This window comes from Tunturibacter gelidoferens, assembly GCF_040358255.1.
Classification (GTDB): Bacteria; Acidobacteriota; Terriglobia; order Terriglobales; family Acidobacteriaceae; genus Edaphobacter; species Edaphobacter gelidiferens.
Genome location: NZ_CP132938.1, coordinates 3487106 through 3506210, shown reverse-complemented (window position 1 = coordinate 3506210; position 19105 = coordinate 3487106). Strand labels below are relative to the sequence as shown.

The window sequence follows — 19105 nt, the reverse complement described above, 5'->3', positions numbered from 1 at the left end:
AACCCTCTCCATGAATGACCAGATCACAATCCGCGGCGCACGAACCCACAACCTCAAGGGCATCGACGTCGACATTCCGCACAACGCCCTCACCGTCGTCAGCGGCGTCAGCGGCTCCGGCAAATCCTCCCTCGCCTTCGACACCGTCTACGCCGAAGGCCAGCGCCGCTACGTCGAATCGCTCTCTGCCTACGCTCGCCAGTTCCTCGAGCGGATCGAAAAACCCGACGTCGACCACATGGACGGCCTCGCCCCCGCCATCGCCATCAAGCAAAAAAACCAGACCCGCAACCCACGCTCCACCGTCGCCACCGCAACGGAAATCTACGACTACCTCCGACTCCTCTACGCCCGCTGCGGCACCGTCACCTGCCTCCACTGCGGCGGCATCGTCAAACACGACACCGTAGACGAAATCGTCACCACCCTCTTCGCTCTCCCCGAAGGCACCCGCACCTACGTCCTCTTCCCCATCGTCCGCGCCGAGGTCAAACTCGAGCCCATGCAGATTGCAACCCCGGAGCCAGAAGCCGAAGTCCCCAAATCAAAGAAGACCGCAACAAAAAAATCTTCAAAAAACACAAAATCCGCAGCACCCGAGACCCTCACTCTCACCGACAGCCTCAAAGAGCGCCTCACCGAACTCCGTCGCCGCGGCTACAACCGCCTCTACCAGTCCGGCAAAATAGTAGAGTTCTCCACCCCCGAATCCCTCCTCGAACTCGACTTCACCCAACCCATCTTCGCTCTCATCGATCGCCTCTCCATCAGCCCCGACAGTCGCGCCCGCATCGTAGACGCCATCGAGACCGGCTACCGCGAATCCGGCGAAGTCCAGTTCCACACCGTTCCTTCCCCTGAAGCCGTCATCTCGACCGAACCCCGAGCGGAGTCGAGGGGGAGTGGAGAGACCCCCGCATTTTCGCTGAGCACCTCACCCAACCTCCGTTTCTCCGCCGCGTTCGAATGCACCACCTGCCACCGCGCCTATCGCGAGCCCGAGCCGCGCCTCTTCTCCTTCAACAATCCCTACGGCGCCTGCCCCCGCTGCCAGGGCTTCGGCAACACCATCGACTTCGACCCCAACCTCATCATCCCCGACAAATCCAAGACCCTCGACGAAGGCGCCATCGCCCCCTGGACCACCACCAAATATCGCCCGCACCACGGCGAGATGAAGCGCGCTGCCAAAGCCGCCGGCATCCCCACCGACGTCCCCTGGTACGACCTCACTCCCGCACAGCAAGCCTTCATCGAAGACGGCAACAGCACCTTCCCCGGGATTCGCGGCTTCTTCGCCGCGCTCGAACGCAAAAAATACAAGCTCCACGTCCGCGTCTTCCTCTCCAAATATCGCGGCTACGCCCTCTGCCCCGACTGCCGCGGCCAACGCCTCCGCGCCGAAGCTCGCGCCGTCCTCATCGCGCCTCAAAATGGTCCAGCCCAGAACATCTGCGAGACCTCCGCCCTCACCATCACCGGCGCCCAGCAGTTCTTCGATAATTTGCAACTCACACCGGCACAATTAGAAGTTGCCGGCAAGATCCTCGAAGAGGTCCGGCAGCGCGTTCACTTCCTCCATCAGGTCGGCCTCGACTACCTCACCCTCGACCGCCTAAGCTCCACCCTCTCCGGCGGCGAAGCACAGCGCATTCAACTCGCAACCTCGCTAGGCTCCCGCCTAGTCGGAGCCCTCTACGTCCTCGACGAGCCCAGCATCGGCCTCCACACCCGAGACACTGCCAAGCTCATCAGCATCATGAAAGACCTTCGCGACCTCGGCAACACCATCCTCGTCGTCGAGCACGACCCCGACGTCATCCGTGCCGCCGATCACCTTCTCGACCTCGGCCCCGGCGCAGGCGAACTCGGCGGCCATCTCCTCGCCGCAGGCACCGTCGCCGAAGTCACCGCTGACCCGAACTCCATCACAGGAAAGTACCTCTCCGGCCGCCTCACCATCCCCATCCCGAAGCACCGCCGCGAACCCGGCCGCGAGCACCTCAAGCTCACCGGAGCCCGCATCCACAACCTCCGCGGCGTCGACATCGACATCCCCCTCGGCCTGCTCTGCTGCGTCACCGGCGTCAGCGGCTCCGGCAAATCCACCATCGTCCATCAAGTCCTGTACCGCGCCCTCATGCAGGCTCTCGGCCAAACCGAAGGCGCCGATCCCGCGCATCTCTACCGCGAACTCTCTGGCACCCAACACCTCAACGACGTCATCCTCGTCGACCAGTCCCCCATCGGTCGCACCCCGCGATCCAATCCGGTTACATATATCAAAGCCTTCGACGACATCCGCGGCCTCTTCAGTGCGCAGCCCGACGCCAAGCGCAAAGGTTTCGGCCCGGGCCACTTCTCCTTCAACGTCCCCGGCGGCCGCTGCGACGTCTGCGAAGGCGACGGCACCGTCACCGTCGAGATGCAGTTCCTTGCCGATATTGAACTCCCCTGCGAAGAATGCAACGGAACTCGTTACAAATCCAGCATCCTCGACATCCGCTACAAAGGCAAAAACATCCACGACGTTCTCAACATGACCGTCAAAGAAGCTCTTGTTTACTTTGCAGGCCATCCAAAGATCGTCGACAAGCTCTACGTCCTCGACGAAGTCGGTCTCGGGTACGTCCGTCTCGGCCAGTCCGCCACCACGCTCTCAGGCGGCGAAGCCCAGCGCGTCAAGCTAGCCTCGCACCTCGCCACCGCTCGCTCCATCACCAATCGCAGCGTCAACGACACCGCCGCCAAAGCACGCAGCCGCACCCTCTACATCCTCGACGAGCCAACCACCGGCCTCCACTTCGACGACGTAGCCAAACTCCTCGCCGCCTTCCGAAAACTCATCGAAGGCGGAGGCTCCCTCCTCGTCATCGAGCACAACCTCGACGTCATCAAATCCGCCGACTGGGTCATCGACATGGGCCCCGAGGGCGGCAGCGGAGGCGGCCAGATCGTCGCCGTAGGCACCCCCGAAGAGATCGCCGCCAACCCCGCCTCCCACACCGGCCACTGGCTCGCCCGCGTCCTCAACCTCGCCGCCCCGAAAGCCGAACCAGAACTCCAGACCACCGCGTAGCCCACAGCATCCCTCGCTTGCTCTTTCGCGTTCCATCGGTCTAGTATCAGATTCCTCTCCTCCCCAGGCTCCGGGCCACGCACCTCAGAAAACCCAGGGGGATATTATGGGTCCGTCCTGTCCGAACCGACGTCGTCATAGCCTTCGAGTAGTCACAGCAACCTTATTTGGCTTGTGCGTTCTATCTGTCGCCGTCGCTCAAACCAACGATCCACTCCTTCCCGGCGTCATCTACGTCTGCAGCGGCGAGCGCATGTTCATTGAAAACTGCAACATCCGCGACACCTCCGACAACGCAACCTGCATGGTCGGCCATCCCGATCACGTCCTCGCAAACGGCATCATGCAATACACCTACGTCACCAAGGGAGCGCTGAAGAAGCTCTTCCCCACCTGCACCCAGCCTTCCGCCAAACAGGTCGCCGCGGCCCAGGCCTTCCAGAAGCGCCAGCAGGACACCTACAACGCCAACGCCCAGAAGGCCAACGACCAGCTCAACGCCATCCAGCAACAACAAGCCCAGTCCGGCGGCGGCTACGGTCAACCCGCTCCCCCCAAAAACGCCGAAGAACGCGCCATGCGCCGCTGTGTATCCTCCGGCAGACTTCCCGCCACCTGCACCGGCAACTCACTCCTCGGAGCCTTCGGCCAGATGCTCTCCCAGGTCCTCCCCGGCGCCAACAAAGAGCCCACCCCCGGCCCCGACATGGCAGGAGTCTTCGAAGGCCCCGGCCACTGGCGTCTCGACTTCATCGACGGCGGCGTCCTCGTCAACTGTTCCTTCCTCTCACCCAATCAAGAGGCCTACTCCCTCGACTTCAAAGGCGGTCACGCTGTCCTCACCATCAACACCAGGCCCAGGCCCCTCGTCCTCACCCTCCACGGTACTGAAACCATCACCGGGCCGCCCGGCCCCGTCACCATCGACGGCGTAGTCGCCGGCGGCTACACCCCAGGTAGCTCCTCCCCCGGCCACACCGAAACCTCCCAGACCACCACCCACGAAATGGTCGATAAGAGCCAGACCGGCAACTACGGCCAATCCCAGCTCACCTACCAGGGCAACGGCCAATACGACGCCGCCACCACTCACACCAACAGCACCTACGTCGCAGGCGCATCCACCCCCGGCTACACCAACTTCGTCCCCAAGCGCGCCACCTGCCCCGCCATCAACCTCTCCTCCAGGGGCGCCGGCACAGGCATCCAGACCATGCAAACCGATCTCCTCAAGACCGCGTTCGGCGGCGAAAAAGGCCCACCCACCCCTCCCGGAATCCGCATGCACGGCATCTTCGCGGCCTCCACCGGCTTCAGTGTTCAGTTCTTCCCCGAGGCCGTCATCCTCGGCTGCGGTCCCGATGCCGCCCGCGCCTATCCCTACACCGTCGAGCCCGGCTCAACCGGCGTAGCCATCAAGATCGCCGCACCCGATCACCCCCTCGCCCTCATCATCAAGCCCGACGGCTCACTCGACCCCGGCGACTCCGGCCCCTACCAGGTCCACGGACGCATCGTCACCGGCCAGGACAACAACGACAACTTCACCTTCGCCCCGCTCGAACAGAGCTGCAACCTCGCCACCCTCACCCCCAGCAAGACCATCCCCTCCTCGGGCGGCGGCGCTTCAACCATGCTCGCATCGGCCGCAAGTCCGGCAGCATCCGCTGGAAATCCAGCAGCAACCCCAGCCAACGGCGGCGGCAACCTCTCCACCTCTGCCGCGCCCCTCGGCAACGCCACTCTGTCCATCGTCTCCGGGCTCCCCCCACAACCCGGCGCTCCCAACCCTCTCGCCGGACATCCCTACACCCTTCTGCGCAACAGCGTCGCCGACATACTCGCCAAGCAAGGCATCGCAGTTCCCCAGGGTTCGAACCCTTATAAAGTTCTCGGCATCGCCTGCGGAAATCACACCCCCGACTGCCAGAAGATTCTAGATGCGGTCAAGGCAAACGCCGCCTCCGCCATCCGCGCCGACGCCAACGGCAGCGGAACCTTCCCCGGCGTCTCTCCCGGAACCTACTATCTGATGATCTCAGCCCGCTACAACAACCAGGCCCTCGTCTGGGATCACCCGATACAACTAAAGCCCGGGCCAAACACACTCTCGCTGGATCAGCGCAACGCAACTCCGGTCAATTGAACAAACCAGACCTCCGCAGGATCATCCCTGCTCAGCAATCAGACAGCTGTTATCGTAGAGCCGATGAAAAAAAAGAGCGCAGCGACCGCCAACGCCATTCAGCAGGCCGAACTCATTCTGAAGCTCTATGAGCTCCGGCGGGAGACGGTCATGCGCGAAGCCCGCTCCTACGTCGGCGGCGATTTTCTACCCAGCGAATTGATCCAGATCGTCAGTGCAGGTAACAGGCAGAGCAGCTTCGTTCTTCAAGTCTACGGATACTGGGAGATGGTCGCCGCCTTTGTAACAAGCGGTGCCCTCGACGCCGAATTGCTCTACAACACCTGCCCCGAGATGTACTTCCAATACGCCAAAATTCAGCCCTATCTGGCGCAGTTTCGCGAAGCGATGAACCTGCCCGAGTTCCTGATAAACGTTGAACATCTCATAGAAGGATCGAGGCCAGGCCGCAAGCGTCTCGAAGCGATGCAGAAGAATCTTGCAGCCATCGCCGAGACACGAAGCCATCCTCCATCAAAGCAACGCGCAAAGAAATAGCTCCAACCCCAAAAAGCACTGTCCAACAACGAAGAACCCTTCCTGAGAACACCAGCAGCAACCTCTAGGCCGAGGCATTAGCAGTTATTGCAAGTAGCCTTTACTAGAGCGCCCCGGAGAAACTTCCGAGTTGCCCGTAATCCGCCCGGAACTTGGAGGATTGAACGGGCCTCGTAAGGCCTGGAGTGCTCGATGAGTGACTCGGCGATAATGCACTCATTGACACCCTGTGGAAGATCGAAGGATCGAACTTGAGCTTTACTTCTTGGGCCGCGACTCCGGCGGCACGAGCCCTGCGAGGCGGTAGTACACAACGAGCTGGCCGTAGTGTTCTCCGCTATGCTCGATGATGCCGTATGCAATGTCGATAACGCGCGCTTTCTGCTGAGGGTAATAAACAACCTCCGTCATCAGGCCTTTTTCGCCTTTCGACTGGATGGCGGTTGCGCCATCGGCGAAGGCTTTCTTGACGAACGCAACGATGTCGGCCTTGGATTTGTATTGGTCGCGCTTCGGATCTTCTGCCGCGGGAGGCTTCTGCCCCATCGCAGGATTCGTGAAGTAGTAGCATGAGCCCGCCGCGTGCAGCAACTGCTCGGCGAAACTCCGCTGCTCAGGTGTCGGCTTGAAGTCATATTTGTCCTCGGGAAAATCTTCAGCCATCGCCGTCAGCTTGCGGCCAATCTCATTCCAGGAATCGAGCACGACTTTCGATTCCGGATCGGCAGGTTTGACGGCTGCATCTTTCTTCATCGTGTCCTGGGCATGGGCGGCAAATGCGAATGCCAGCAGGACGATAGCGAGAAACGGTAGTCTTTTCATTTCTTCCTCCACGATTGAGTTTCGCGAATCAAACCTTCAGCTTCTTATTTCGCCTGCGTCAGCCCCGCAACAACTGCAGCAACTTTATCGAGTATCTCGTTCCAGCCCTCCAGTTGACCGCTATTTTTCGCGCTCTCCATGGGTTCATTTCCAATGTGGGTGAGTCTCGTCCTGCCGTTTCCGAGATCCTCAAAGAGGGTCACGTCGTACGCACCGTCTATGGCCTCATTTTCAAGTCCTAATTCCGCAGGGTCAATCTTGTTTCCCTTCGAGTCGGAAAAGTACATGAGGGAAACGATCTTCTCGTAGGGAACAATCTCGTGGTATTCAACCGCATTCCAGCCCTCCTGCCCATCCGGCGCTCTCATGCAGCAGAGAAGCTTTCCTCCAACGCGAAAATCCATCTTGCAAACAGGCGAAGTAAAACCCTTCGGTCCCCACCACTGCATGATGTACTTCGGGTCTGTCCACGCCTTCCAAACCAACTCGCGTGGGGCATCAAAAACTCTTGTGACAACCATCCGCTCAACTTCGTTAACCGTGTTTTTTGTCATCTCTGACCTCCTCTTTCTTCATCTGATTTACAACTGCTTCCAGCTTGTCGAAACTCTCTTCCCAGAACCGGCGATAGCTGATCGCCCAGTCGCTGACTGTTTTAATCGCCTCGGGCCTAAGCGTGCATACGCTCTCCCGTCCACGCTTGGTCTTGATCACAATCCGCGCCCGCACCAGGTACGCAATATGTTTTGAAATCATCTGCTGCGAGAGCGCAAACGGTTCCGTCAATCCATGCACTGAGGCAGGCCCACGCGAGAGCCGTTCAATCATCGCCCGCCGCGTCGGATCAGACAAAGCTGCAAATGTCGTACCTAACCTATCCACAACCATATGGTAGTGGATTTCCGTTGAATGTCAATTGGTATTGTCGCGAGTCGGATTTCCATTCCCTGGTCTCTGAACCCTTAGACCGACGCTTGATAGATCGCCCATTTACTCACTGAACAAGACGGCTAGCCGTAAGTCGGCCAGTGTCCGGCGACCTTTCCCAGGCGTGATCCTCGGTTGACGCCAACAGGGCGAGTCACTTATTGAAGTGCGATATCAAACATGTTTTCGACTTCCGCTTTGTCGGATTTTGGAGGGTATACCAGCCAGGAGATGAGATACGTCTACACGTAGAGTCGTAGCATTCTCGAGCCGCACCCTCTTGACTCGTCTGTTATTCTTGATTCAGAGAAAGCTGTTGAAGCCCGGCCATCCCAGGCCGGGCTTCCGCACTTAAGGAGTTATACAAAGTCCAGACCTAAACCATCAGGATCGAAGACTTTGCACACTTTTGGGGTGGGAGGGGGAGTACCGGCAATGCAAGACGCACGAAGCAACAAACCGACGCACCTGGCTTTGCTGTATGGCGGCCTCTCTCTCTTGCCGGCCTATATATTTTTGGCCCTCCTGCTCACCTCCCGGCCCATCGCCGCCCAGCTCCCGGCAGGGGCCATCGACACCACCGCCGCACCCAAGACAGCACCCCAAGACCCCCTCCGCACCCAGGCCAACGAAGCCCTCGACAAGCAGGACTACCCCACCGCCCTCAAACTCCTCACCACCCTCTCCGAAAAATCCCCCAACGACGCCCATCTCCTCTACGACCTCGCCTTCACCCAGGACGCCCTCAACCAGACAACCGCCGCCGAGTCCACCTACCGCCGCGCCATCACCGCCGATCCCACCTACTTCGACCCCCATCTCGCGCTCGGCCTCCTCCTGGCCCGAAGCGGCCGCCTCACCGATGCCCACAGCGAACTCCTCAAAGCCACCACCCTCACCACCGACAACCCCGCCCTCAAAGGCCGCGCCTTCCGCGCCCTCGCCCGCATCGACCAGACCGCAAACCCCGCCGCAGCCAGCGACGAACTCCTCTCCGCGATCAAAATCACCCCCGAGACCCCCGAGGACATCCTCCTCTCCGGCGAGCTCGCCGAGGCCTCCGGCGACACTACCTCCGCCGAACTCGCCTACCGCCGCCTCCTCGCCGTCGACCCTCAAAATCAAGACGCCACAGCCGCCCTCACCCATCTCCTCCTGCATCAGCAGCGCCCCGACCAGGCCGAATCCCTCCTCACCGCCGCCCTCGCCAAAGATCCCGAAAACCCGACCCTCAACGCCCAGCTCGCCAGCCTCTACGAGCAGCAGGGCAAGACCACCCAGGCCATCCCCCTCGCCGCCAAACTCCACGCCGCCCACCCCGAAGACGCCGCCATCACCCGCCTCCTGGCCCGGCTTTACAGCCGCAACCAGCAGTACGACCAGGCCGCCCCCCTCTACGCCGCTCTCCTGGTCAAATCCACGCAGGATCCCACCCTCCTCGACGACAGCGCCGATGTCCAGATCCACCTCAAAAACTTCGCCGACGCCGAAGCCCTCCTCAAACGCGCCATCGCCCAGCCTGACAACTTCCCCACCAAAGACGACCTCGCCCAGGCCGCCAGCCATCTGGCCTTCGCAGCGTCCGTAAACAATGACCCGACAACAACCTTGCAAGCATTATCGATTCGTGATAAAGTGCTGCCACAGTCGCCGTCATCCTTGTTCCTTGCGGCAACTGCGCACGACAAACTGCACCACACCAAACAGGCGACCGACCTGTACAAACAGTTCCTCTCCGTGGCAAACGGCCAGTTTCCGGACGAGGAGTGGGAGGCCCGCCACCGTCTCCTCACCCTCGATCACATGAAGTAGGCAAGCGCTCCCTTCGAGGTGCGTTATGAAATCGATCCTTCGTTTCGCTCTCCTTCTCTCTCTGCCGCTTCTATCGCTCCCAACAACCTCCCGAGCCGCCTCCGTCGACGACAATCTTCCCAATGCCCAGGCCCTCATGCAGCTCGAGCTGCGCGCCCAGCAGGCCAATCCCCGCGATCAATGCTTCCTCTACACCGAACTGGTCCACGTCATGACCGAGATCGCGGGCAAACAGATGCTCAACGGCGACGTCGATCAGGCGACCGCGACCCTCAAGAAGGTCAACGCCTACGCGATGCTCATCCACATGGACATGGCCAATAACTCCAAGCGCCTCAAGAACGCCGAAGAGTTGATGCATCACACCTCCTACCGTCTTGGGGAGTATCTCCATAAAGCCTCCAATGAAGATCGTGACACGCTGCAAGCCACCCTCAAGCAGCTCGACCAGGTCCACGACGAACTTCTCGCTCAGGTCTTCAAACACTAGGAACCAAACACCAGGAACCGATGCCCCGCAGACTCTCGTTCGTCCTCCTTCTGCTCTTCCTTGCTCCGCACCTTCGCGCTCAGCGCAACGAGACCGCACTCTCCGAGGGCGAAGTCGAACAGCTCCGAGAGGTCGCCTACTACCCCAGCGACCGCGTTCTCGTCTTCATCAAACTCCTCGACGCTCGTAACAAATCCATCCAGGATCTCTTCGCCCGCCCGCGCAAACCCGGCCGCGAACAAGACACTCACGATCTCCTCGAAGAGTTCACCGCCATCGCCGACGAGCTCAACGACAACCTCGACGACTACGGTCCTCGCCACCGCGACATCCGCAAAGCTCTTCCCAAGCTCGTCGACGCCACCGAGCGCTGGTCTTCTAATCTAAAGTCCCCACCCGATAACGAAACCTACAACGTCTCCCGCCGACTCGCCCTCGAAGCCGTCCGCGACCTCCACGACCAGGCCACTCAACTCATCGAAGAGCAAAAAGCCTGGTTCCTCGCGCATCCTCCGCCCAAAGAAAACAAGAACGCTCCCATCGACCTGCCCCGCTGACAACCAGTGTTGTTCGGCTTCCTCTCCGGTCGTCCGCACCACTTATCCCGCGGGAGCCTCCGCAACTGCACTCAAGCAAGAAATATCGTGTGTGTCGCGTGGTCTTTCTGGCATAATTCACTGACTTTCTTGTCCCCTGCGAGTGCCGAGTCATTCTGGAGTAGCGCTGTAGAAGAGACCGGGCCCATGCATCGAACGAAGACGCCCTCTGCATCGGAGCCCTATGAGCAACATCAACGGCAAAGTCTACGCAATGAACGTCGTCACTCCCATGAAGCCATGGAAGACGTGGATACTGCGCCTGCTCTTCTTCATTCTCTGGAATATCAAATCCCAGCAGAAGGACCTTATCAACCTCTCCTTCATTGAGTTCGCTCGTTGGGTCATCGTCCCGCGCCGTCGATTTCCATTCCTCGGAAACGGACAAGCACAGGAAGATCTTCAATACGACTACCTGCTCTTCTTCAGCAACTTCAACGGCACCTGGAACCAGTACATCGACGCTTTCTCCTCTGTGCTTAGTCGCGGACTAAATCTCATCTGGCGCTGGAGCGAGAAGTTTCCCGGCTCAGTCCCCGTCACACCCTTCAAGGAATACATAGCGCAAGTCCAGTTCGACACCGACTACTACTACACCGCCTATCCCTACGCCACCGCCAACGATCTCAAGGCCGCTCACATCGTCCAATCGTCTCTCGATCAACTAGCCGCCCAGGCACAAACTTCCACCCCACAACAGTTCGCCGACGCCTACCTCCGCTTCGTCCTTCAGGTACAGGCACATCTCGGAAATACGGGCGAAGCGCCGGTCGTCTCATAACAAAACAGCGAGAGCAAGCATCCATGCCCAACCAGAACGGCAAAGTCTACGGACTCACGATCCTTTCGCCCATCATTGACGACGAAAAGGCAACGCCCTCTCACGACCTGCAAATCCGAAACTACCTCGCCAAACTTCCCACCGACGAAAGAAGTCCCTTCGCACTCGCACCCGCAACTCACCTCGCCCGTCTCGTCGTCATGGACGATGTCATCTACGTCGGCATGCCCGCCTGCGAGGAGCACCTCAAGTCGAAGTACCTCATCTTCGAATCTAACTGCGACGGCAACCTCACCAGCTATCTCACCGGCCTCGCCACCAGCATCCCCCAGCACCTCGACGCCATCTGGAGTCACTGCGTCGGCTACCCCGGTGCAGCGAATCTACAAGCCTTCCTCGACTACATGAAGTCCTGCCAGATCGAAACAACTTTTTTCTTCGCCGCAGTCAACGACAAATCAGTTCCCGAAACCCTCCGGGCCTTGCAAACTCAACACGCCGTCGCAGACTTCATCGCGAACCATCAGGGCGCCGAGCCCGCACTCCTCCAATCAGACTTCAATCAACTCCTCGCCGACCTCAAAGCCATGCCCGTTCAAAAGCCAGGCGCAATGGCTCCCGACCGGGACATCAAGACCGGAGGCCGCAATGAGTAAACTCAACGAAACCGATATCCAGGGCTTCGTCCTCCGCGGCTACAACATGCCCTTCGCGCGATATCTCTTCCTGCACTTCGAAGACGCGGGCCGTGCTGCCACCTTCATTCACCGCCTCATGCGCGAAGTCACCACCGGCCAGCGCTGGGACGCCGGCAAACCTCCGAGCACAGTCAACGTCGCCTTCACCCACCGCGGCCTCTCCGCTCTCGAACTACCCGATGCCACCCTCCTCAGCTTTCCCGTCGAGTTCCAGCAAGGCATGAAGAAACGCGCTGCCATCCTCGGAGACACCGGGCGCAACTCTCCCGACTCCTGGGACGAACTCTGGCGCGACGATCGTGTCCACGCATGGCTCGGGGTCAACGCATCGTCCCCCGAAGCCCTCAACGCCCGCTGCGCCGACATGCTCAACGTGATGCGCGAGACCAACGGTGCCATCCTCCTCGACGCGCAGGACGCAGCCTCGCTGGTCGTCAACGGCGTCTCCACCACCAAAGAGCACTTCGGTTACACAGACGGATTCGGCAATCCCGACTATCTCGGCGTCGAGCGCAGCTCCCAGCCCGGCCAGGGCAAGCTGACACAAAATGGCGCATGGGCCCCTCTCGCTACAGGCGAGCTACTCCTTGGCTACGCCGACGAAGCGGGCGAACTCCCCGTAGCACCCGTCCCCCACATCCTCGCCAGCAACGGAACCTTCATGGTCTACCGCAAGCTCCATCAGAACCTCGCGACCTTCCGCGCCTACCTCGATGAGCACGCCGCTCTCTACGCCGGAGGCAAAGAAAAACTCGCAGCAAAATTCATCGGCCGCTGGCGAGACGGCACGCCCATCGAACTCTCTCCGGATACCCAGGACCAATCCATCACTCAGGACCCCGCCCGCAGCACGAACTTCACCTTCGCCGCAGACCCCGCAGGCACCCGCTGCCCAATGGGAGCGCATGTGCGACGTGTCAATCCGCGCGACGCCTTCGGCTTCGACGGCAAGCTCATCAATCGCCGCCGCATCACCCGTCGCGGCCTTCCCTACGGAACATGGACCCCCGAAGATCAGCCCGTCAACGACAACGAAGAACGCGGCGTAATCTTCATCGCCCTCAACGCGAACATCTCGCGACAGTTCGAGTTCGTCCAGCAGCAGTGGATCAACTACGGCAACGACGCCCGCCTCGGCAACGAGAAAGATATGCTCATGGGTAATCACACCGGCCACGGCAGATTTTTCGTGCAGGGAGATACCACCCCAACCAACCCTCCCTTCGTCTGCAGCGACCTACCCAACTTCGTAGAGCTACGCGGCGGCGACTACTTCTTTCTCCCCAGCATCACCGCGCTCGGAATGATCGGCATGGGCCTCGTCGATCCACGCTAGCCCGCACTCCACCGGTTGCGCCGTCATCCTGAGCGAAGTGGCTCACAGCACTGTGTGAGCCACGCAGTCGAAGGATCCCTGTATTTGGTCCGTGCTCTTGCCTTTGTTTGTTCATTAATCCCTCTCATCTGTGCAAATCCAAGTTGAGCGTTTCGTTCTTCGACTGGTGCTTATACAATCGTTCTGTATGGAGTTGCCTGCGCACTCTCTCCACACAAAGGACAAGCCCTGAACCCACCGAAGCATCCCGGCCCCTCACCCCTGCGACAGTTCCTGCAGATCTTCTCTTCGTCCGCAACTCCGTCACTCTTCCCCGCACACGAGATTCACCAATCCCTCGCGACGCCTCTCAAACCCCGCCTCCCCAGAAAACCCCGCACCGCAAAATCGAAGTCCACCGCCCCCACCTCGCTCGTTGCCGTCTTCGAAGAGCAGTACCGCGAACTCCGCCCCCGCGCTCCCATTCCCCCGCTCGATATCCGCTTCCGCCGCTTCACCTCCCTCAACACCACCATCCGTCTGCGCGAAGGCCGTCTCCACGTCCGCCTCTCCGACCTCCTCGAGTCTGCGCCCGACTCTATCCACCACGCCATCGCGCACATCCTCCTCGCCAAGCTCTACAAGAAGCCCATCGCCCCCACCCACGCCGACCGCTACCGTCGCCACGTCTCCTCCGAAGCCATCTCGCGCCAGGCCGAACACATCCGCCAGACTCGCGGCCGCAAGCGCCTCTCCACCCCCTCCGGCCATCACTACGACCTCAACGAGGTCTTCGAGTCCCTCAACACCCGCTTCTTCCACGGCCTTCTTGGCCGCCCAACCCTCACCTGGTCTGCTCACCACGCCCGCCGCATGCTGGGCCACTACGACGCCGCCCACAACACCATCGTCGTCAGTCGCGTCTTCGACCGCCCCGACACACCCCGCTGCGCCATCGAGTACCTCCTCTACCACGAGATGCTCCACCTCAAGCATCCCGTCCGCGTCAAAGCCGGCCGCCGCTGCGTCCACTCCCGCGAGTTCCAGGCCGAAGAGCGCCTCTTCCCCGAGCTCGAAGCCGCCAAAGCCTATCTCAAGCGCCTCTAAATCCTTCCACTGCAATCCCTCCAAGCTAAAATTTCACGCGCAGGGACAAAATCCCGTGCTACGATTCCGCTACGCAAAACACCAGCCTTCCCGCCATCGGAAGAGCATGAATCACCGAATCTTGTCGCACCGCCAGCTCCACCAGTCGCACGGGCCCATCATCCAATTATCTTTTCCGGTCAGCGAAAAATTCAGATCAAGAGAAAGAGCAGGTAACCCCTTATGGATCTCTCGAAACGCGCAGCAGCGGAGTTCTTCGGTACCTTCTGGCTTGTCTTCGGCGGCTGCGGCAGCGCCGTCCTCGCTGCAGCGTTCCCCAACCTGGGAATCGGCTTCGTCGGCGTAGCCCTGGCCTTCGGTCTCACCGTCCTCACCATGGCCTTCGCCATCGGCCACGTCTCCGGCTGCCACCTGAACCCCGCAGTTTCGATCGGCCTGGTCGTCGGCAAACGCTTCGCCCCCTCGGAGCTCCTGCCCTACATCATCGCGCAGGTCCTCGGAGCCATCGCCGGCTCCGGCGTCCTCTACCTCATCGCCAGCGGCAAGGCCGGCTTTTCCTTAGCAGCGGGCTTCGCCTCTAACGGCTACGCCGACCACTCCCCCGGCGGTTACTCCCTCCTAGCCTGCTTCGTAGCCGAGGTCGTCCTCACCGCCTTCTTCCTTCTCGTCATCCTCGGAGCCACCGACGAGCGCGCCCCCAAAGGCTTCGCCCCCATCGCCATCGGCCTCTGCCTCACGCTGATCCACCTTATCAGCATTCCCGTCACCAACACCTCGGTCAATCCCGCCCGCAGCACTGGCCCCGCCATCTTCGTCGGCGGCTGGGCGCTAGGCCAGCTCTGGCTCTTCTGGGTAGCGCCAATCCTGGGAGCGATCCTGGGCGGCCTCATCTCTACCGCCTTCTTCGCCGCCCCCCAACCACCCCTCCGCGAAGAGATGGCCCGCGACAAACCCTAAACACCCTAAGCTGGTCCTCCCGCTCACCCAATCAAAATTCCGACCACCGGGAGGACCAGGCGAAGCGGTATACAAGTCACGAAGTGACCGCCTCGCGCGCAGCGAGCCCGTCCGGCAGGACCCAATCCCCTACGAACTCACCGTCTCGCTCTCTCATCAGGTTCGAGGATCAGCAGCAAGCTCAGGAGCCCACTGCACTTTTTTTGCTTTCGCGACTCCGATGAGCACAAATCCCACCACGACCGATCCCAGCGCCGCCACCTGAGCATTGCTCATACCCCAATACAGTCGAGGGTTCACTCGCACAAACTCCACCAGAAACCGCCCGATTCCGCTGAACACGAGATATTCGCCCGTGATCGTACCCACCGACAGGTTCTTCGTGCCACGCCGCCACAACCACCACGCCAACACCAACGAGAAAATCAGTTCATACACAGGCGTAGGCTGCACCAGCGCATCAGGAGGAGTCGGCAGCACCAGCGCATTCTTCGCCATATGTACTCCCCACGGCAGAGTCGTATTGATTCCGTAGTCCCCATCGCCTGATAGCAGACAGCCGATCCGTCCCACGCCATACCCTATCGCAGCTGCCGGAGCCGCCAAATCGAGCATTCGCAGGGGTCCCACCACCGCGCCTTGAGTGCCTTCCAGAGCCCCCTTGAATCTCGCCATCCTGCCCTGCCACATCAGCATCGCAATCCCGGCTAGCATTCCGCCAAACCACGCAAACCCAGCCTGAAACCAGTGCAGAAAATCCATCGCCACGGCAAATGGCCGATGCCATCCCGGAGCGATAATCTGCCGGTACGCCGCATAAAGATCAGCCGGATTTTGCAGCTCATGCCACGCCTTCGCACCCAGCACTCCAGCGATCACCACCAACGCCACCACGTTCAGCGCATCGGCATCCACACCGTTCCGAACAAAGTTCTTGTGCAGCACCACCGTCGCCGCCACCGCCGCCAGCCACAACAACAACCCAAAGGTACCCAGATGAATCGGGCCAATATCGATATAGGGAAACATAATCCTCGCTCTATAAAGTATAGCGGCCTTTGCCTTAGCCCCCTACTCGGGTTAGCCTATCCTTTATGTCCACCAGCACGCCCGTCTTTCCCCCCGCCGCAGAGATGGAGATTCTCTTCACCAAACAACAGATCGCCGACCGCACCCGCGAAATTGGAGCCCAGATCTCAGCCGACTACAAAGGCCAATCCATCGTCCTCATCGGCGTACTCAAAGGCGCAGCCATCTTCCTCGCCGATCTCGCCCGCGCCATTCAGGTCGACAACACCTTCGACTTCGTCGCCGTCTCCAGCTACGGCCGCGCCCGCGTCTCCTCCGGCGCCGTCAAGCTCATCAAGGACATCGACAATCCCATCGAAGGCAAGCACGTCATTATCGTCGAAGACATCCTCGACACCGGCCTCACCCTCAGCTACCTCCGCGGCCTCATGCTGCAACACAAACCCGCATCCCTAAAAATTGCATCCTGCCTCGACAAACCCGAGCGCCGCCTCGTCCCCATCGAAGCCGACTACGTAGCCTTCAAGATCCCCAACAAATTCGTCATCGGCTACGGCATGGACTACGCCGAGCGCTACCGCGGAGTAGAAGACATCCGCATCTTCCCCGCCGACGTCGCCGGCCACTAGGCACAAATTCTCGAACGGCTGGCGATCCCAGCCCTCTGACCCTCCTCACGCCAATGGCAGCCGTACGTAACTCATCCACTCGCAGCAGAAGCTGCCCTTGCCCGGTCTACTCGAAGTTCAGCGTCCAGATAGTCAACGTCGCAGTATTGTCATCGACCGCCGCAAGGATTGCCTTGTCTTCGGTCGTGCGCACCGCTAAGCCGAACGATCCGCCCTGGGCCGGATCCACGGGGATCTGCTTCACAAACCTCCCGTCCTTCGTAAACTCCACGATCTCGCTCGGCTGATTGGGATCGGGATTGATGCCATCGTTGTTCGTCAACAGCAGGTGTCCATTCGGAGCCATAGCCAGCCCAAGCGCCCCATGCAGATGAACGTTGTCCTGGTAAACAATGGTTCCCAGTCCGCCATCCGTGTGACGATCCGCCGCATCTCGCACCGCGAAGACGGCGTTGTCTCCCGTCGAAGCAACGTACAGCACGTCGCGTCGGTCGTCATACACCAGACCCGTAGGCGACACAAACAGCGTCACCGGATCGCCGCGATGAACATACCCCGAAGCAATCGTCTTCGTACGCTGCAGCGTCAGACCGCTGGAGCTTACTTTGAAGTCCAACCGGACCACGGTCCCGGTCAGGTCATTCGAGACAAATGCAATTGCCGTGTCTCCACAATCCACCAGCGCCATGTCCCAGGGCCCCTGTATCTCCACACTCGTGAACGTCTGTATCAGCTTGCCCTGATTGTTGATCACCAGCAACGACCCCGGCCCTGCTGTCGCCGCGGTACCGTCCACCGTCGGCGCATTCCCGACAACCACGAACCCATACTGCAGCGTTCCCAGCGCCGTAGAAAGCCCCAGCGGTACCTTACCCTGGAAGAACACAGTCGGCGATCCACTCTTCGGAACCCTGACGATAGTCGTTCCCGTACCCTGCAGATTCATGCTGTTGTTGAAGTTCGAGACCAGAATGTCCCCATGCTTCAACGGTCCTGACCCAGTCTGAAAATTGTCTCCGACAAACGCAACTCCGTACGGATTCACATCCCCATTACCCGGTACCGTCGAGACACTTCTCACCGGGCTCGGCAAAAATGCATCGTCACTGTCATGGTGTTGCGCTAGTACCACTCCAGTCCCACAGGCCAGCAGCGTAACGGCTGTAAGAGTTTTGCTCCAACCAGACCTGCTTCCCTGGCGAAGCAGCGGCGCATCAGTTTCACGGTGCGAGAAAGATTCGTAGATTCGCATATCGTTTACCTCGAAGCGAGATAGTTCTGCCTCGAGTGAGACCAAAGCAGCACCCATCTCTCAGCAGCAAACGAACGATAGCCCACCCACATCAGCAATGTCTGTCGAGAGCATAACTAATGACAAACTCTTTACAACTCCGTGACACATGCAACCCTTTGCATCTGGGCAGACGGCTCCTCGGAAATTTACTCATGCAAACCGCGGTCACAGTTCTGCCGCTGACACTCGAGACGAGCGTCGATCATGAGGCTTGGACGCATCCTGGGCGCGGGACTTCAATTGGCAGAGTAAACAAACCTGACAACCCGGTTCTTACTCCAGCACTCATGGTCACGTTCGGCACAAGTTGGATACAACTGTCCCCATGGCACCGCCAGCGCAATCCGATTCTCCGCAATGCCCTTGCGTATCAGCGCTCGTCTCACCCAATCCGCCCGCTGTCTTGAGAGATTCAGATTGTAGCCCTCCTGGCCATCCGAGGAGGCGTACCCATCGATGTAAAAGCGAGCATTCGGATGATCCTTCAACCATTGAACATTCTCGTTCAGTGTGTTCGGGTCCAAAGGACGATCAAAAACATTCACGGGAAACATGATCTCGTGCACGTTCTGATTGAAGGCTTGCTCCTCGGGACCGTAGAGAGCCACTCTCGGCTTTCCCCAGTAGTCAACCCAAAAGGCAACATCAGCGGATGACCCCAGAGTGCCTCTCTGTGCAAACACCGCGATACTGGTCAAAAGGAGCATTGTGACGGAGACGAAAACAAGTCGGCATTTCATGGATAAAACCTCCATTCCGTTAGGATGCGCCTGTCGTTGTGCTACCTGCCAACCGAGGTCAGTGTGTACATCGACGCTCGTTATTGCGAAGCTAATCGATCCGAACGATCGCGTATATTAGCAAAAATAACAGCAGCCTTTCCGAG

The 19105-nt window shown here is 59.9% G+C and carries 19 protein-coding genes; 12 read left to right on the top strand and 7 right to left on the bottom strand.

From position 1 onward, the window contains the following. Window positions 1-10 precede the first annotated feature (10 nt). The 3 genes from uvrA to RBB81_RS15420 all read left to right on the top strand — a co-directional run bounded on the left by uvrA (window position 11) and on the right by RBB81_RS15420 (window position 5762). Window positions 11-3079 (top strand): excinuclease ABC subunit UvrA, encoded by a 3069-nt coding sequence (gene uvrA, locus RBB81_RS15430; protein WP_353071269.1) that lies wholly within the window; start codon window positions 11-13, stop codon window positions 3077-3079. A 172-nt stretch (window positions 3080-3251) separates the two neighbouring features. Continuing rightward, the gene (locus tag RBB81_RS15425) at window positions 3252-5225 is read left to right on the top strand and encodes a hypothetical protein (RefSeq protein WP_353071268.1); all 1974 of its coding nucleotides are present in this window, start codon (window positions 3252-3254) and stop codon (window positions 5223-5225) included. 63 nt (window positions 5226-5288) lie between these two features. Continuing rightward, window positions 5289-5762, top strand: coding sequence for a DUF4760 domain-containing protein (locus tag RBB81_RS15420; RefSeq protein ID WP_353071267.1), 474 nt, complete (start codon window positions 5289-5291; stop codon window positions 5760-5762). Window positions 5763-6020: 258 nt separating this feature from the next. Here the strand turns inward: RBB81_RS15420 and RBB81_RS15415 are convergent, their stop codons facing one another. The 3 genes from RBB81_RS15415 to RBB81_RS15405 are packed head-to-tail and all read right to left on the bottom strand — an operon-like array spanning window position 6021 to window position 7412. Further along, window positions 6021-6596 carry a DinB family protein gene (locus RBB81_RS15415; protein ID WP_353071266.1) on the bottom strand — a complete coding sequence of 192 codons (576 nt, stop codon included), beginning with the start codon at window positions 6594-6596 and terminating at the stop codon, window positions 6021-6023. A gap of 32 nt (window positions 6597-6628) precedes the next feature. Further along, window positions 6629-7138: an SRPBCC family protein gene (locus tag RBB81_RS15410; RefSeq protein ID WP_183788348.1), complete on the bottom strand. Its 510-nt coding sequence runs from the start codon at window positions 7136-7138 to the stop codon at window positions 6629-6631. Continuing rightward, the gene (locus tag RBB81_RS15405; protein ID WP_257025515.1) at window positions 7119-7412 is read right to left on the bottom strand and encodes an ArsR/SmtB family transcription factor; all 294 of its coding nucleotides are present in this window, start codon (window positions 7410-7412) and stop codon (window positions 7119-7121) included. The genes RBB81_RS15410 and RBB81_RS15405 overlap by 20 nt, the downstream gene beginning before the upstream one ends. A gap of 534 nt (window positions 7413-7946) precedes the next feature. Here RBB81_RS15405 and RBB81_RS15400 point away from each other — a divergent pair. From RBB81_RS15400 to RBB81_RS15375, 6 genes are all read left to right on the top strand, one after another. Continuing rightward, window positions 7947-9323 carry a tetratricopeptide repeat protein gene (locus RBB81_RS15400; RefSeq protein ID WP_353071265.1) on the top strand — a complete coding sequence of 459 codons (1377 nt, stop codon included), beginning with the start codon at window positions 7947-7949 and terminating at the stop codon, window positions 9321-9323. A 25-nt stretch (window positions 9324-9348) separates the two neighbouring features. Continuing rightward, complete coding sequence (locus tag RBB81_RS15395) at window positions 9349-9813, top strand: hypothetical protein (protein WP_179582967.1); 465 nt, start codon at window positions 9349-9351, stop codon at window positions 9811-9813. A gap of 20 nt (window positions 9814-9833) precedes the next feature. Further along, entirely contained in the window at window positions 9834-10370 is a 537-nt protein-coding gene (locus tag RBB81_RS15390) for a hypothetical protein (protein WP_179582965.1), read from the top strand. A gap of 223 nt (window positions 10371-10593) precedes the next feature. Further along, entirely contained in the window at window positions 10594-11190 is a 597-nt protein-coding gene (locus RBB81_RS15385; protein ID WP_353071264.1) for a hypothetical protein, read from the top strand. Between the two features lie 23 nt (window positions 11191-11213). Next, a complete protein-coding gene (locus RBB81_RS15380; RefSeq protein WP_353071263.1) occupies window positions 11214-11846 on the top strand; it encodes a hypothetical protein in 633 nt (210 codons plus the stop codon). Continuing rightward, entirely contained in the window at window positions 11839-13224 is a 1386-nt protein-coding gene (locus RBB81_RS15375) for a Dyp-type peroxidase (protein ID WP_353071262.1), read from the top strand. Before RBB81_RS15380 ends, RBB81_RS15375 begins: the two co-directional genes overlap by 8 nt. Before the next feature lie 303 nt (window positions 13225-13527). Here RBB81_RS15375 and RBB81_RS15370 read toward each other — a convergent pair whose 3' ends face one another. Beyond that, complete coding sequence (locus RBB81_RS15370) at window positions 13528-14064, bottom strand: hypothetical protein (RefSeq protein ID WP_353071261.1); 537 nt, start codon at window positions 14062-14064, stop codon at window positions 13528-13530. Between the two features lie 12 nt (window positions 14065-14076). Between RBB81_RS15370 and RBB81_RS15365 the strand changes: the two genes are divergently transcribed. Both RBB81_RS15365 and aqpZ read left to right on the top strand, forming a co-directional pair. Continuing rightward, entirely contained in the window at window positions 14077-14310 is a 234-nt protein-coding gene (locus RBB81_RS15365; protein WP_306458008.1) for a hypothetical protein, read from the top strand. A gap of 222 nt (window positions 14311-14532) precedes the next feature. Further along, the gene (gene aqpZ, locus RBB81_RS15360; protein WP_353071260.1) at window positions 14533-15267 is read left to right on the top strand and encodes an aquaporin Z; all 735 of its coding nucleotides are present in this window, start codon (window positions 14533-14535) and stop codon (window positions 15265-15267) included. Window positions 15268-15423: 156 nt separating this feature from the next. Here the strand turns inward: aqpZ and RBB81_RS15355 are convergent, their stop codons facing one another. Then, window positions 15424-16296: a prolipoprotein diacylglyceryl transferase gene (locus tag RBB81_RS15355; RefSeq protein ID WP_179582955.1), complete on the bottom strand. Its 873-nt coding sequence runs from the start codon at window positions 16294-16296 to the stop codon at window positions 15424-15426. Between the two features lie 65 nt (window positions 16297-16361). On the opposite strand from RBB81_RS15355, the gene hpt reads away from it, so the two are divergent. After that, window positions 16362-16925: a hypoxanthine phosphoribosyltransferase gene (gene hpt / locus RBB81_RS15350; RefSeq protein ID WP_179582953.1), complete on the top strand. Its 564-nt coding sequence runs from the start codon at window positions 16362-16364 to the stop codon at window positions 16923-16925. A 106-nt stretch (window positions 16926-17031) separates the two neighbouring features. Here hpt and RBB81_RS15345 read toward each other — a convergent pair whose 3' ends face one another. Both RBB81_RS15345 and RBB81_RS15340 read right to left on the bottom strand, forming a co-directional pair. Beyond that, on the bottom strand, window positions 17032-18177 hold the full coding sequence (locus RBB81_RS15345; RefSeq protein WP_353071259.1) for a YncE family protein: 1146 nt from the start codon (window positions 18175-18177) through the stop codon (window positions 17032-17034). Between the two features lie 278 nt (window positions 18178-18455). Continuing rightward, window positions 18456-18959 carry an OmpA family protein gene (locus tag RBB81_RS15340; protein ID WP_183788358.1) on the bottom strand — a complete coding sequence of 168 codons (504 nt, stop codon included), beginning with the start codon at window positions 18957-18959 and terminating at the stop codon, window positions 18456-18458. Between the last annotated feature and the right edge of the window lie 146 nt (window positions 18960-19105).